The sequence below is a fragment of the Angustibacter luteus genome (assembly GCF_039541115.1).
GTDB classification, from domain to species: Bacteria; Actinomycetota; Actinomycetes; order Actinomycetales; family Angustibacteraceae; genus Angustibacter; species Angustibacter luteus.
Genome location: NZ_BAABFP010000005.1, coordinates 346,474 through 360,158 on the forward strand (window position 1 = coordinate 346,474; position 13,685 = coordinate 360,158).

Consider the following 13,685-nt stretch of genomic DNA (forward strand, 5'->3'; position numbering starts at 1 on the left):
ATCACCGCGGGGTGGGGGGAGTGGGCGGGAGTCGAGGTCGGCGCTCGCGGGTAGGTTCGGCGGCGTGGACGACCTGTTCAGCGTGGACGACGCTCCCGACCGCCCGTCGGCTCCGCTGGCGGTGCGGATGCGGCCACGCACCCTGGACGACGTCGTCGGGCAGGGGCACCTGCTCGAGCCGGGCTCCCCGCTGCGCCGGCTGGTGGACCCGACGGCGGGGCCGGCGGGTCCGGCGTCCGTGGTTCTGTGGGGTCCACCGGGCACCGGCAAGACGACGCTGGCGCACGTGGTCGCGGGTGGCACGGGCGGGGCGTTCGTCGAGCTCTCGGCCATCACCGCCGGGGTCAAGGACGTGCGGGCGGTGATGGACCGGGCCCGTGACGAGCTCGCGCTGCACCGGCGCGGCACGGTCCTGTTCCTGGACGAGATCCACCGCTTCACGAAGGCCCAGCAGGACGCCCTGCTGCCCGGTGTCGAGAACCGCTGGGTGGTGCTGGTCGCGGCGACCACCGAGAACCCGTCCTTCTCGGTGGTCGCGCCGCTGCTGTCCCGATCGCTGGTGCTGACGCTGCGGCCGCTGGACGACGAGGCGGTGCGGGTGCTCATCGAGCGGGCCGTGCTGGAGCCCCGCGGCCTGGCCGGGCAGGTCGAGCTGCAGCCGGACGCCCTGGAGCACCTGGTGCGGCTCGCCTCCGGCGACGCCCGCCGGGCGCTCACCGCACTGGAGGCGGCGGCCGGCGCCACGCTGTCCGCGGGGGAGCGCGAGGTCACCACCGAGCACGCCGAGCGCGCCATCGACGCGGCCGTGCTGCGCTACGACCGCGAGGGCGACCAGCACTACGACGTGGCCAGCGCCTTCATCAAGTCGATGCGCGGCTCGGACGTCGACGCGTCGCTGCACTACCTGGCCAGGATGCTGGAGGCGGGGGAGGACGCCCGGTTCATCGCCCGGCGGATCGTCATCGCGGCGTCCGAGGACGTCGGGATGGCCGATCCCACGGCGCTGCAGACCGCGGTCGCCGCAGCCCAGGCCGTCCAGCTGATCGGCATGCCCGAGGCGCGGATCGTGCTGGCCCAGGCGGTCGTGCACCTGGCGACGGCACCCAAGTCCAACGCGTCCTACCTCGGCATCGACGCCGCGATCGCCGACGTCCGGGCGGGCCGGGCCGGCACCGTGCCGGCGCACCTGCGCGACGCGCACTACCCCGGCGCCGCCAAGCTGGGCCACGGCCAGGGGTACCGGTACGCGCACGACGAGCCGCACGGGGTGGCCGAGCAGCAGTACCTGCCGGACTCGCTGGTCGGCCGGGAGTACTACACCCCGACCGACCGCGGGGCCGAGCGCGAGATCACCTCACGGCTCAATCGGCTGCGGCGCATCCTGCGCGGTCGCTGAGCCACGGCACGACGTGCGGCAGCCGGCCTGCGAGACGATCTCGGTGCTGATGGCCGCCCAGGCGTCCTCGTCGGCGTCGATCGGCCGGCCGAACGGCAGCCGCAGCAGGTGCCGGCGCTCCTGGTTGTCCCGGCACTGCACGGTGAGGCCGTACCGGTCGACGCCGACCGGCCGAGCCTCCACGGTCCGCTCGAGCGGCACCCCGCGGCCGTCCGGCAGCGGCAGCCGACCCAGCCCGTGCACCAGCTCGAGCAGCCGGGGCGAGAGCAGCGCACGGACCCGGTCGAGCAGATCGGCCTCGTCCAGCCAGAGCGGGTCGGGCTCCGCCGCCCGGACGTCGTCGCCTTCGATCGTCACGCACCCACCGACCCAGTGCAGCTCGCCCTCGGCGACCTCGACCAGCAGCAGGTCGTAACCGTCCACCCCGTCCAACGGCCAGGCCCGGCGCAGCGCCTCGAGCGCCCCGGCCCCGTCCGCGGGACCCGCCAGCCGGGCCCAGCCGAGCAGCTCGAGGTGGGCGCGCGGGACCGTCAGGTCAGCCAGCGCGGCCTCGGCCCGGATGCACACCGAGATCGCCCAGTCGTCGCCGGCGGACGGCGCGCCGGGCACGGGGGTGGACAGAGCCGACCGCGAGCGCGGGTCGTGCGGCACGGCCAGTACCAGCTCGCCGCCGGGAAGCGCGGCGTGCAGCGCGGGCACGGCGTTGGCGTCGCCGAGCGGACCCGACACGGTCGCCGCGCCGATGCCCTCCAGCAGGGTGCGGGCGACCTCGGCGGAGGAGGGGAGCTGTCGCGGGTGGACCATCGTCACGGGTTCCTCCGGGGGGCGGCTGGGTGCTGCGGCGTGGTGCCGCGGGGGTGTTCGGTGAGATAAGGTTAGCCTTACCTTACATCGATCACCACCGAAGGAGCACGATGGTTGCCCACGCCTCGCGACGCGTCGTCCGGCGCTCGCGCGCCCTCGGCCTCGCGCTGACCCCGAAGGCCGTGAAGTACTTCGAGAAGCGGCCGTACCCGCCGGGCGAGCACGGGCGGGCCCGCCGTCCCAACAAGAGCGACTACTCGTCCCAGCTGCTCGAGAAGCAGCGGCTGCGGGCGCAGTACGGGATCCGTGAGGCGCAGCTGCGTCGGGCGTTCGAGGAGGCGCACCGCCGGTCCGGACGGACGGGCGAGGTGCTGGTCGAGCTGCTCGAGACGCGGCTGGACGCCGTGGTGCTGCGAGCCGGGATCGCGCGCACTATCGCGCAGGCCCGCCAGTCGGTCGTGCACCGGCACATCGAGGTCGACGGCCGGCTGGTCGACAAGCCGTCGTACCGGGTGCGCCCGGGCCAGGTCGTCGCGGTACGTGAGCGCAGCCGGCCCATGACGCCCTTCGTGGTGGCCGCCGCGAACGGTCACCGCGACGTCCTGCCCACCGTGCCCGGCTACCTGGCGCTCGGCTCGGACGGCCTGTCCGTCCGGTTGGAGCGCGAGCCCCGCCGGGCTGAGGTCCCGGTGACCTGCGACGTCGCCCTGGTCGTGGAGTTCTACGCGCGCTGACCTCCAGCCGGATTCGGCTGGGACGGGCCGGACCGGCTCGGGTAGGGTCGGTGCGCTGCCGTCGCCCCGGTCAGCGCCCGGCGCCGCCGGGTGGTCACGGGGCCCGGGGAGGGATGCGTCGGATGTCGGCTGGAGACATCGCGGGACTCATCGCCGCCGTCGCCTTCGTGGCGCTGGTGGCGTTCTTGGCCGTGCCGATCCTGAAGCTCGGCAAGCTGATCGATGACACCCGCGGCACCGTGCAGGGCGTCACGCAGGAGACGATCCCGCTGCTGCACGAGGTCACCACGACGGTGACCACCACCAACGGCGAGCTCGAGCGCGTCTCGGCCATCACCACCAACGTCCAGCAGGTGACGACGAACGTGTCGGCGCTGACCGCGCTCTTCGCGGCCACCCTGGGCTCGCCGGTGATCAAGGTCGCCGCGTTCACCTACGGCGTGCGGCAGGCACTGAGTGGTCGGGAGCCGTCGTCCGGTGGGCGCCGGCGTCGGCGGAAGGGCTGATCGGCGTGCGACGGATCTTCTGGGCGGTGCTCGGCGCCGTCGTCGGTGTGCTCGTCGTCCGCAAGGTGACGAAGACAGCGCAGGCGTACACCCCCGAGGGGGTGGCCCGTGGCCTGTCCGGGGTAGGCGAGGGGCTCCGCGAGATGGCCCAGGTCGTCCGCGAGTCCATGGCGGAGCGGGACGCGGAGCTGCGGCTCGCGCTGGGCGTGGACGAGGGGGTCATCGACCCGCGCCAGGCCTCCGCGCTGATCGAGCGACCCATGGCCGACCACTCCGCCGACCGGGCGGCTGAGGCCGACTTCGACCGCCCGACGAACCCGGCACACCGGCGCACGCGAGCTTCCTAGGGGCCCTGTGCCCCCGCTCCGCGCCCCGTACCTTCTTCCTAGCCCCACGACAGGATGATCCCCATGGAGACGGCCGAGATCCGGCGTCGGTGGTTGACGTACTTCGGGGACAACGGTCACACCGTCGTCCCGAGCAGCCCGCTTCCCTTCGAGGACCCGAACCTGCTGTTCGTGGCCGCGGGCATGGTGCCGTTCGTGAAGTACTTCGTCGGCCAGGAGTCGGCGCCCTACCAGCGGGCGACGAGCGTGCAGAAGTGCGTGCGCACCCTCGACATCGAGGAGGTGGGGCGCACCACCCGGCACGGCACGTTCTTCCAGATGAACGGCAACTTCAGCTTCGGCGACTACTTCAAGGAAGGCGCGATCCAGCTCGCGTGGGAGCTCGTCACGCGTCCGCAGTCCGATGGCGGCTTCGGCCTTCCTGAGAAGGACCTGCTCGTCACGATCTACCAGGACGACGACGAGAGCTACCGGCTCTGGCAGCGGATCGCCGGCCTGCCCGACGAGAAGATCGTCCGGCTCGGCAAGAAGGACAACTACTGGCACATGGGAATCCCCGGCCCGGCCGGCCCGTGCTCGGAGATCCTGATCGACCGTGGCCCCGAGTTCGGCCCCGAGGGCGACGTCGAGAAGGCCGGCGATCGCTACCTGGAGTTCTGGAACCTGGTCTTCATGCAGGAGGAGCTCAGCGCGGTCCGCAGCAAGGCGGACTTCGACATCCGCGGCCCGCTGCCGAAGAAGAACATCGACACCGGCATGGGCCTGGAGCGGATGGCGTTCCTGCTGCAGGGGGTCGACAACATCTACGAGATCGACGAGGTCTACCCGGTCATCGAGGTGGCCGCCGACCTGGCCGGCAAGCGGTACGGCGCGAACCACGAGGACGACGTGCGGCTCCGGGTGGTCGCCGACCACGTGCGCAGCGCGCTGATGATCATCTCGGACGGCGTGCTGCCCGGTAACGAGGGACGCGGCTACGTCCTGCGCCGGCTCATCCGGCGCGCGGTGCGCTCGATGCGGCTGCTCGGCGTCGACGCGCCCACGATGCCCGAGCTGCTGCCAGCCAGCCGGGACCGGATGAAGACCAGCTACCCCGAGGTCGAGCGCGACTTCGGCCGGATCAGCTCCGCCGCGTACGGCGAGGAGGAGGCGTTCCGCCGCACCCTGGCCGCCGGCACCACGATCCTGGACACCGCCGTGCGGGACGTGAAGTCCAGCGGCCGCACCACCCTCGGCGGCGACAAGGCCTTCCAGCTGCACGACACCTTCGGCTTCCCGATCGACCTGACGCTGGAGATGGCGGCCGAGCAGGGCGTGGACGTCGACGAGGTCGGCTTCCGCCAGCTGATGACGGCGCAGCGCGACCGCGCCAAGGCCGACGCCCGGGCGAAGAAGACCGGTCTCGTGGACACCTCCGCGTACCGCTCCCTGGCCGACGGACTGGGCCGCGACGTCGAGTTCACCGGCTACGACGAGGTCACCAGCGAGGCGCGGGTCAGCGGCCTGCTGGTCGACGGCCACCCGGCGAGCTCGGCGCGCGAGGGCGACGAGATCGAGCTGGTGCTGGACCGCACCCCGTTCTACGCCGAGGGCGGTGGGCAGCTGGCCGACGCCGGCCGGATCGAGCTGGACGGCGCGGTCATCGAGGTCTCCGACGTGCAGAAGCCACTCGGCTCGCTCATCGTGCACCGCGCGAAGGTGCTCAGCGGCGAGGTCGAGGTCGGCGCGTCCGGTCAGGCGCTGGTGGACGTGCAGCGCCGCCGCGCCATCAGCCGCGCGCACACGGCGACGCACATGGTGCACAAGGCGATCCGCGAGGCGCTCGGTGAGACCGCCACCCAGGCGGGCTCGGAGAACGCGCCGGGCCGGTTCCGGTTCGACTTCAGTGCCAACGCCGCGCTCCCGCCATCCGTGCTGCACGACGTCGAGGCGCGGGTGAACTCGCTGCTCGCCGAGGACCTCGAGGTGCACGCCGAGGTGATGACCCAGGCGCAGGCCGTCGAGGTCGGCGCCATGGCGCTGTTCGGTGAGAAGTACGGCGACGAGGTACGCGTCGTCTCGGTCGGGGAGTGGGCCCGCGAGCTGTGCGGCGGCACCCACGCGCAGCGCTCCGGCCAGCTCGGCCTGGTGTCCCTGCTCGGCGAGGCGTCGATCGGCTCCGGGGTCCGGCGGGTCGAGGCCCTGGTCGGCACCGACGCCTACGAGTACCTGGCCCGCGAGCACGCGCTGGTCGGCCAGCTGACCGAGGCACTCAAGGTGCGACCGGAGGAGCTGCCCGACCGGGTCGGGTCGATCCTGACCCGGCTGCGCGAGGCCGAGAAGCAGATCGCCGCGATGCGCCAGCAGCAGGTGCTGGCCGCGGCGGCGGGCCTCGCCTCGTCTGCCCGGGACGTCTACGGGGTGTCCTTCGTCGGGCACGACGCGGGGGAGGACGTCGACGCCGACGGCCTGCGCACGCTGCTGCTCGACGTGCGCGGCCGGATCACCGGCCGGCCCGTCGTGGTCGCCGGCACCGCCGTGGCCAAGGGTCGTCCGGTCGTCGTCGTGGCGACCAACGACGAGGCGCGCCGGTGGGGCGTCAAGGCCGGCGAGCTCGTCCGCGAGGCCGCCAAGATCCTCGGGGGCGGTGGCGGCGGCAAGGACGACGTCGCGCAGGGCGGCGGTACCGACGCCGCTCGCACCGGCGAGGCGCTCGCCCGGATCGAGCACGTCGTCGGCGAGCGGGTGACCGCCCGCTGATGGACGGGCTGCCGATGACGGTGCTGCGATGGCCGGCCTGACCCGGCGCGGGGTGCGGCTCGGTGTCGACGTCGGCGCCGTGCGGGTCGGCCTGGCGGTCAGCGACCTGCACGGGATGCTGGCGACGCCGGTCGAGACCCTGCGGCGGGACCAGGGAGCGGGCTCGGACCTGCAGCGGATCGTGGCCGAGGTCGTGGAGCGCGAGGCGATCGAGGTGGTCGTCGGGCTGCCCCGGTCGCTGTCCGGCCGCGAGGGACCGGCCGCGGCCGCCGCGCGGGCCTACGCGGTCGACCTGGCGGGGCGGCTGGGCGCCGCCGCACTGCCCGTCGGCGTGCGGCTGATCGACGAGCGCCTGTCCACGGTGGCGGCGCACCGCTCGCTGCGCGAGTCGGGGGTCGCCGGGCGCAAGCAGCGGGCCGTGGTCGACCAGGTGGCCGCCGTCGTGCTCCTGCAGCAGGCGCTGGACGGTGAACGCGCCAGCGGCGTTGCCCCGGGGGAGCTGCTGGAACCTGTATCCTTGTCTGCTGGCGGGGGCACGACGGCCGACCCGGCCGCCGAAGACGACCCGAAGGCTGTCCCACCTGATGAGCGAGCCGAACGAGCCTGATGCCTGACCGCCACGAGGACCACCCCCTGGGTGCCGTGATCGCCGACGCGCACGAGCACCCGGCCGACGACGCCTACGCCAGCCGCTCCGCGCGGCGGCAGGCGCACGCCCACCACGCCCGCCGACGCCGCCGCAAGGGCCGCCGCAGCGTGGTCATCCTGGTGGCGTTGCTGGTGGTCGCCCTCGGTGGGTACGGCGCGTTCGCCGCGCTGAAGCCGCTGGTCACCCAGTTCACGGCGAGCGACGACTACGCGGGGCAGGGCAGCGGCGAGGTCACCATCACCGTCCCCGAGGGAGCCAGCGGCCGGGCCATCGGACGGGTGCTGCAGGAGGCCGGTGTCGTCAAGACGTCGAAGGCCTTCGTCGAAGCCGCCCAGGACAACGAGAAGTCCGGGTCGATCCAGCCGGGCCAGTACACGCTGCACCGGCAGATGTCGGGGGCGAGTGCCGTCACCATGCTGCTCGACCCGTCGGCCCGCAGCGCCGACAAGGTGACCGTCCGCGAGGGGCTGCGGGTCAACGAGATCCTGCCGCTGCTCGCCAAGGCCACCGGCCAGCCGCTCGCCGACTACAAGGCCGCGCTGAAGGACCCCGAGTCCCTCGGCATCCCGGCCTCCGCGAAGGGCAAGGCGGAGGGCTGGCTGTTCCCGGACACGTACGAGTTCGGCAGCGAGCTGACCGCCGAGCAGCAACTGTCCACGATGGTCGCCCGCACCCACGAGGTGCTCGACGGGCTGGGCGTCAGTGACCAGGAGGCGCAGCGCCTCCTGACGGTGGCCAGCATCGCCGAGGTCGAGGCCGGGTCGAAGACCGACTACGCCAAGGTCGCCCAGGTCATCGACAACCGGCTCGCGAACAAGCTCGGCAACGGCGGCAAGCTGCAGCTCGACTCCACGGTCAGCTACGCGGTGGGCAAGCGGACCCTGACCACCACTGCGGCCGAGCGCGCCGTCGACTCGCCCTACAACACCTACCGGTACCCCGGGCTGCCGGCCGGTCCGATCTCGAACCCCGGCAAGGCCTCGATCCAGGGTGCGCTCAAACCGACCCCGGGCCCGTGGCTGTACTGGACGACGGTCAACCCCTCGACGGGTGAGACCCGGTTCGCGGTGACCTGGGCCGAGCACCAGCAGAACGTGAAGCTGTTCCAGGCCTGGTGCCAAGCACATCCGGGCAAGTGCTGACCGTGCGGTCATGAGCGGCGCGCACCGGGCGGCCGTGCTCGGCTCACCGGTCGCGCACTCGCTGTCCCCGGTGCTGCACCGCGCCGCCTACCTCAGCCTCGGCCTGCCGGACTGGCAGTACGACGCCATCGAGATCGACGCGCCCGACGACCTGCGCCGCTTCGTGACGACCCGGGACGTCTCCTGGGCCGGGCTGTCGCTGACCATGCCGCTGAAGCGCTGGGTGCAGCCGGTGCTGGGCCAGGTGTCCGAGCTGGCTGCGGCGACCGGCTCGGTGAACACGGTCCTGTTCCACGCCGGACGGGCCCCCAGCGGCCACAACACGGACGTCCACGGGGTCCGGGCCGCGCTGCTGGAGGGCGGCCTGACCTCGTGCGCGCGCGGCGTCGTGCTCGGCGGCGGTGCCACCGCCGCCTCGGCCGTGGCCGCGCTGGGCCGGCTGGGCTGCGCCCGCCCGCAGGTCGTCGTCCGGTCGCCGGAACGGGCCGTGGACGTCGTCGCCGCGGGTCGGGCGCTCGGTGTGGGCGTCGACCTGGTGGCCTGGTCGCACGCGCCGGCGCTGCTCGAGCGGGCCGACGTGGTGGTCAGCTCGGTGCCGTCGGACGCCCACGAGGAGGTCCGGGCGGTCCTGCCGGCCGCCGTGCACGGACTGCTGCTCGACGTCAGCTACCACCCGTGGCCGAGCGAGGTCGCGACGGCCTGGCGGGAGCGGGGCGGTCAGGCGGTCAGCGGCTTCGCCATGCTGCTGCACCAGGCGGTCGCTCAGGTCGCCCTGATGACGGGCAGCGACCCCGACGTCGCCGCGATGCGCGCCGCGGGGGAGGCGGCGCTGCGTTCGGTCACCGAGCGCGACGCAAACGACCCCAACCGGGGCTGAACGGGTTCCTTCCCCTCAACCGGGCGGCGTCGTCGCTCAAGGTGACCACCGTCACGGTCGATGTCACGTCTTGTCACCGGACCACGGCCACAGGGGAGCGTGCTCGACTCATGCAGCTTGCCGAGATCCTGCTCGCGGACGGGCTCGTCAGCGAGGGGCAGCTCTCTGCTGCCTTCGAGGAGCACCAGCGGGCCGGTCGCAGCCTCGGCCGCGTGCTGGTCGAGCAGGGCGTGCTGTCCGAGACGCAGCTGGTCAGCGCGCTCGCGCAGCAGATCGGCCTGCCCTTCGTCGACCTGACCGAGTACCCCGTGGACGCCGCCGCCACCGCGCGCATCTCCGGTGCCGTCGTCCGCCGGCACAACGCGCTGCCCATCGGCTACACCGACGACGGCAAGCTGCTGGTCGCGATGGCCGACCCCGGCAACGTCTTCGCGCTCGACGACATCCGTTCGATGACCGGGCTGGACGTGCGTCCCGCGGTCGCGACCCGGGCGGACGTCCTCGGGGCGATCGATCGCTACTACCGCGCGGACGCCGACCTCGACGACATCACCAACGCCCTGGACCTCGTCGAGGACGACGAGGACCTGTCCAAGGTGAAGGAGATCACCGAGGACGCGCCGATCGTCAAGTACGTCAACCTGTTGATCACCCAGGCGATCCAGGACCGGGCCTCCGACATCCACCTCGAGCCGGGGGAGCACGACCTGCGGGTGCGGTACCGCATCGACGGCGTGCTGCACGAGATCATGCGTTCGCCCAAGGCGATCCAGAGCGGCGTCATCTCGCGGCTGAAGATCATGGCGGACATCAACATCGCCGAGCGCCGCATCCCGCAGGACGGTCGCCTCTCCGTCACCACCAACGGCAAGAAGATCGACCTCCGCGTCGCCACCCTGCCGACGGTGTGGGGCGAGAAGGTCGTCATGCGCATCCTGGACAACTCCACCGCGCGGCTGACCCTGAACGACCTCGGCTTCTCCTCGGGCAACTACGAGCGGTACAGCGAGAGCTTCGTCAAGCCGTACGGCATGATCCTGGTGACCGGCCCGACGGGTTCGGGCAAGTCGACCACCCTGTACGCGACGTTGAACATCGTGAGCAAGCCCGAGGTCAACGTGATCACCGTCGAGGACCCGGTCGAGTACCGGCTCCCCGGGATCAACCAGGTGCAGGTCAACGCCAAGGCCGGCCTGACCTTCGCCGCGGCGCTCCGCTCCATCCTGCGCTCGGACCCTGACGTCGTCCTGATCGGTGAGGTCCGCGACCACGAGACGGCGCAGATCGCCGTCGAGGCCGCCCTCACCGGCCACCTCGTGCTGACCACGCTGCACACCAACGACGCGCCGTCCGCCATCACCCGCTTGACCGAGATGGGCATCGAGCCGTTCCTGGTCGGTTCGGCATTGGACTGCGTGCTGGCCCAACGTCTGACCCGCCGGCTGTGCAGCAAGTGCAAGGAGCCGTTCCAGCCGGAGCCGGCCGACCTCGAGCGGGTGGGCTTCCCGTGGACGCCGGGGGAGGAGCTGCCGGTGCTCTACCGTCCGGTGGGCTGCTCGACCTGCGCGAAGACCGGCTACAAGGGCCGGGTCGCGCTGCACGAGGTCATGAAGGTGTCCGAGACCATCGAGCGGCACACCGTCGAGCGGGTCTCGGCCGCGGTGATCGGGGAGACCGCGCGGGCCGAGGGCATGACCACGCTCCGCATGGACGGCTGGCTGAAGGTGCTGGACGGCGTCACGTCCATCGAAGAGGTCCTGCGCGTCGTCGTGTGACCGGTGTCGCCCTCACGGCTCAAGACCGTGCCGGGGTGTGCCGATAGCGGCTGTGAAGCATCCAGCTCGACCGCCATGCAGGCGACGAGCCTGCCATGAGGGGAGTGCCGTGAGCACTGTCGGAGAGCCGTACGTGCCGGAGTTCGCTCCAGCTGGGACGCCGGCCGGTTACGCGCCTGTGACGGCGTCTGTTCCTGCCCAGCAGGCACCCGTCGCCGCGGCGCCCGTGCCGGTGGCCGCGCCCGCGCACGCTGCCCCGCCCGCGCACGCTGCGGCCCCGGCGGTGGCACCCACCCAGGCGGCCCCGCAGGCCTACGCGCGCACCAGCACCGAGCAGGTGTTCGAGCACGACCTGGCCATCAACGACCTGCTCATCGAGATGATCGAGACGGGCGCCAGCGACCTGCACATCACCTCGGGTGCGGCGCCGATGATCCGGCTGCGCGGCGAGCTGCGCACGATGGGCGAGCACGCCGTGCTGACCCCGCCGGTGCTGCAGCGCGCGATCTACGCGATGCTCTCGCAGCGTCAGCGCGAGCGCTTCGAGACCGACCTCGAGCTGGACTTCGCCTACTCCGTCCCGGGCCGGGCCCGGTTCCGCGTCAACGTCTACCGGCAGCGCGAGGCGCTGGGTGCGGCCTTCCGCCTGATCCCCTACGAGATCAAGCCGCTCGAGGCCCTCGGTATCCCGCCGGCCGTGAACAACTTTGCCGGCCTGCCGCGTGGCCTCGTGCTGGTCACCGGGCCGACCGGTTCGGGCAAGTCGACCACCCTCGCGGGTGTCGTCGACCTGGCCAACCGCACCCGGCACGAGCACATCATGACGGTCGAGGACCCGATCGAGTTCCTGCACCGCCACAAGGGCTGCATCGTCAACCAGCGTGAGGTCGGCGAGGACACCAAGTCCTTCGGCAACGCGCTGAAGCACGCGCTGCGACAGGACCCCGACATCATCCTGGTCGGTGAGATGCGTGACCTCGAGACGATCTCGGTGGCGCTGACCGCCGCCGAGACCGGTCACCTGGTCTTCGCCACGCTGCACACCCAGGACGCCGCGCAGACGATGGACCGCGTCATCGACGTGTTCCCGTCCGAGCAGCAGCAGCAGGTCCGGGTGCAGCTCGCCGGCGCCATCCAGGGCGTCGTCTGCCAGACCCTCTGCAAGACCCGGGACGCCAAGGGCCGCGTCGTGGCCACCGAGGTCATGGTCGCCACCCCCGCGATCCGCAACCTGATCCGCGAGGGCAAGACCCACCAGATCTACTCGGCCATGCAGGCCGGGGCGAAGCACGGAATGCACACGATGGACCAGCACCTCGCAGAGCTGGTGCGCACCAACCAGATCACGTACGAACACGGTCTGGAGAAGTGCCACCACGTCGAGGACTTCAACCGCCTGCTCGGCCGGATCTGAGGACAACACACATGGCGACACTGACGTTCGAGTACGCCGTCCGCGACCGCGACGGCAAGCTGGTCAAGGGCACCCTGGACGCTGAGAACCAGGGCCAGGTGGTGCAGAAGCTCAAGACCCTCGGGTACGCGCCGGTCAGCATCACGCAGGCCAACGCGGGGATGAACAAAGAGCTGAAGATCCCCGGCCTCGGCGGCAAGGTCAAGACCAAGGACCTTGCGATCATGGCGCGCCAGTTCGCGACCATGATCAACTCGGGGCTCTCGCTGCTCCGCGCCCTGACGATCCTGGCCGAGCAGACCGAGAACAAGACCCTGGCGAGCGTGCTGGGCGAGGTTCGCGGCGAGGTCGAGACCGGGCAGTCGCTGTCGTCCGCGCTGGCCAAGCACCCCCGGATCTTCCCGCCCATCATGATCAACATGACCCGGGCCGGCGAGGTCGGTGGCTTCCTGGACGCGGTGCTCATCCAGGTCGCGGAGAACTTCGAGGCCGAGGTCAAGCTGCGCGGCAAGATCAAGTCCGCCATGACCTACCCGGTCGTCGTGTTCGTGATGGCGATCCTCGCGGTCATCGGCATGCTGCTGTTCATCGTCCCGATCTTCGCGAAGATGTTCTCGGACATGGGCGCCCAGCTGCCGGCCCCGACCCGGGCCCTGGTGTTCCTGTCGTCGGTGCTCAAGGTCGGCGGCATCCCGATCCTGATCAGCCTGATCGCGCTCAGCGTCGGCTGGGGGCGCATCAAGCACCAGCAGCGGGTCCGCGAGATCGTCGACCCGATGATGCTGAAGATGCCGGTGTTCGGCTCGCTGGTGCAGCGCATCGCGCTGTCCCGCTTCACCCGCAACCTGGGCACCATGCTCAAGTCCGGTGTACCGATCCTGCAGGCGCTCGACATCGTGGCCGACACCAGCGGCAACGAGGTCGTCGCGAAGGCCGTGCGCGCCGTCCAGCAGTCCGTGCGTCAGGGTGACTCGCTCGCCCGGCCGCTGACCGAGCACGCGGTCTTCCCGCCCATGGTCGTGCAGATGATGGCCGTCGGTGAGGACACCGGTGCGCTGGACGACATGCTGGTGAAGATCAGCGACTTCTACGACCAGGAGGTCGAGGCCACCACGGAGGCCCTCACCTCGCTCATCGAGCCGCTGATGATCGCGTTCCTCGGTGCCGTCGTCGGCTCCATGATCGTCGCGCTCTACATGCCGATCTTCGGGGTCTTCAACCTGATCAGCTGATCCGGACCAACCGCACTGCAGGGCCCCGGCGAGTTGCCGGGGCCCTGCCGCGTTCAGCCAGATGGGTGCT

General features: G+C 71.7%; 12 protein-coding genes. 11 read left to right on the forward strand and 1 reads right to left on the reverse strand.

The genetic code is table 11. The features are described from left to right. Nucleotides 1–64: 64 nt before the first annotated feature. Entirely contained in the window at nucleotides 65–1,396 is a 1,332-nt protein-coding gene (locus ABEB17_RS10760; protein WP_345716692.1) for a replication-associated recombination protein A, read from the forward strand. Here ABEB17_RS10760 and ABEB17_RS10765 read toward each other — a convergent pair. Next, nucleotides 1,355–2,206, reverse strand: coding sequence for a hypothetical protein (locus tag ABEB17_RS10765; RefSeq protein ID WP_345716693.1), 852 nt, complete (start codon nucleotides 2,204–2,206; stop codon nucleotides 1,355–1,357). The genes ABEB17_RS10760 and ABEB17_RS10765 overlap by 42 nt on opposite strands. Nucleotides 2,207–2,310: 104 nt before the next feature. On the opposite strand from ABEB17_RS10765, the gene rpsD reads away from it, so the two are divergent. From rpsD to ABEB17_RS10815, 10 genes are all read left to right on the forward strand, one after another. Further along, nucleotides 2,311–2,934: a 30S ribosomal protein S4 gene (gene rpsD, locus ABEB17_RS10770; RefSeq protein WP_345716694.1), complete on the forward strand. Its 624-nt coding sequence runs from the start codon at nucleotides 2,311–2,313 to the stop codon at nucleotides 2,932–2,934. 122 nt (nucleotides 2,935–3,056) lie between these two features. Next, entirely contained in the window at nucleotides 3,057–3,440 is a 384-nt protein-coding gene (locus ABEB17_RS10775) for a DUF948 domain-containing protein (RefSeq protein WP_345716695.1), read from the forward strand. A 5-nt stretch (nucleotides 3,441–3,445) separates the two neighbouring features. Then, complete coding sequence (locus tag ABEB17_RS10780; protein ID WP_345716696.1) at nucleotides 3,446–3,787, forward strand: hypothetical protein; 342 nt, start codon at nucleotides 3,446–3,448, stop codon at nucleotides 3,785–3,787. Nucleotides 3,788–3,850: 63 nt separating this feature from the next. Then, nucleotides 3,851–6,526, forward strand: coding sequence for an alanine--tRNA ligase (alaS, locus tag ABEB17_RS10785; RefSeq protein WP_345716697.1), 2,676 nt, complete (start codon nucleotides 3,851–3,853; stop codon nucleotides 6,524–6,526). Nucleotides 6,527–6,554: 28 nt separating this feature from the next. Continuing rightward, nucleotides 6,555–7,133: a Holliday junction resolvase RuvX gene (gene ruvX / locus ABEB17_RS10790; protein WP_345716698.1), complete on the forward strand. Its 579-nt coding sequence runs from the start codon at nucleotides 6,555–6,557 to the stop codon at nucleotides 7,131–7,133. Next, a complete protein-coding gene (mltG, locus tag ABEB17_RS10795; protein ID WP_345716699.1) occupies nucleotides 7,133–8,317 on the forward strand; it encodes an endolytic transglycosylase MltG in 1,185 nt (394 codons plus the stop codon). The genes ruvX and mltG overlap by 1 nt, the downstream gene beginning before the upstream one ends. Before the next feature lie 10 nt (nucleotides 8,318–8,327). Continuing rightward, nucleotides 8,328–9,194, forward strand: coding sequence for a shikimate dehydrogenase (locus ABEB17_RS10800; RefSeq protein ID WP_345716700.1), 867 nt, complete (start codon nucleotides 8,328–8,330; stop codon nucleotides 9,192–9,194). A 110-nt stretch (nucleotides 9,195–9,304) separates the two neighbouring features. Next, nucleotides 9,305–10,969, forward strand: coding sequence for a GspE/PulE family protein (locus ABEB17_RS10805; protein ID WP_345716701.1), 1,665 nt, complete (start codon nucleotides 9,305–9,307; stop codon nucleotides 10,967–10,969). Nucleotides 10,970–11,078: 109 nt separating this feature from the next. Then, on the forward strand, nucleotides 11,079–12,383 hold the full coding sequence (locus tag ABEB17_RS10810; protein ID WP_345716702.1) for a type IV pilus twitching motility protein PilT: 1,305 nt from the start codon (nucleotides 11,079–11,081) through the stop codon (nucleotides 12,381–12,383). Between the two features lie 11 nt (nucleotides 12,384–12,394). Further along, on the forward strand, nucleotides 12,395–13,615 hold the full coding sequence (locus ABEB17_RS10815) for a type II secretion system F family protein (RefSeq protein ID WP_345716703.1): 1,221 nt from the start codon (nucleotides 12,395–12,397) through the stop codon (nucleotides 13,613–13,615). Nucleotides 13,616–13,685: the final 70 nt, after the last annotated feature.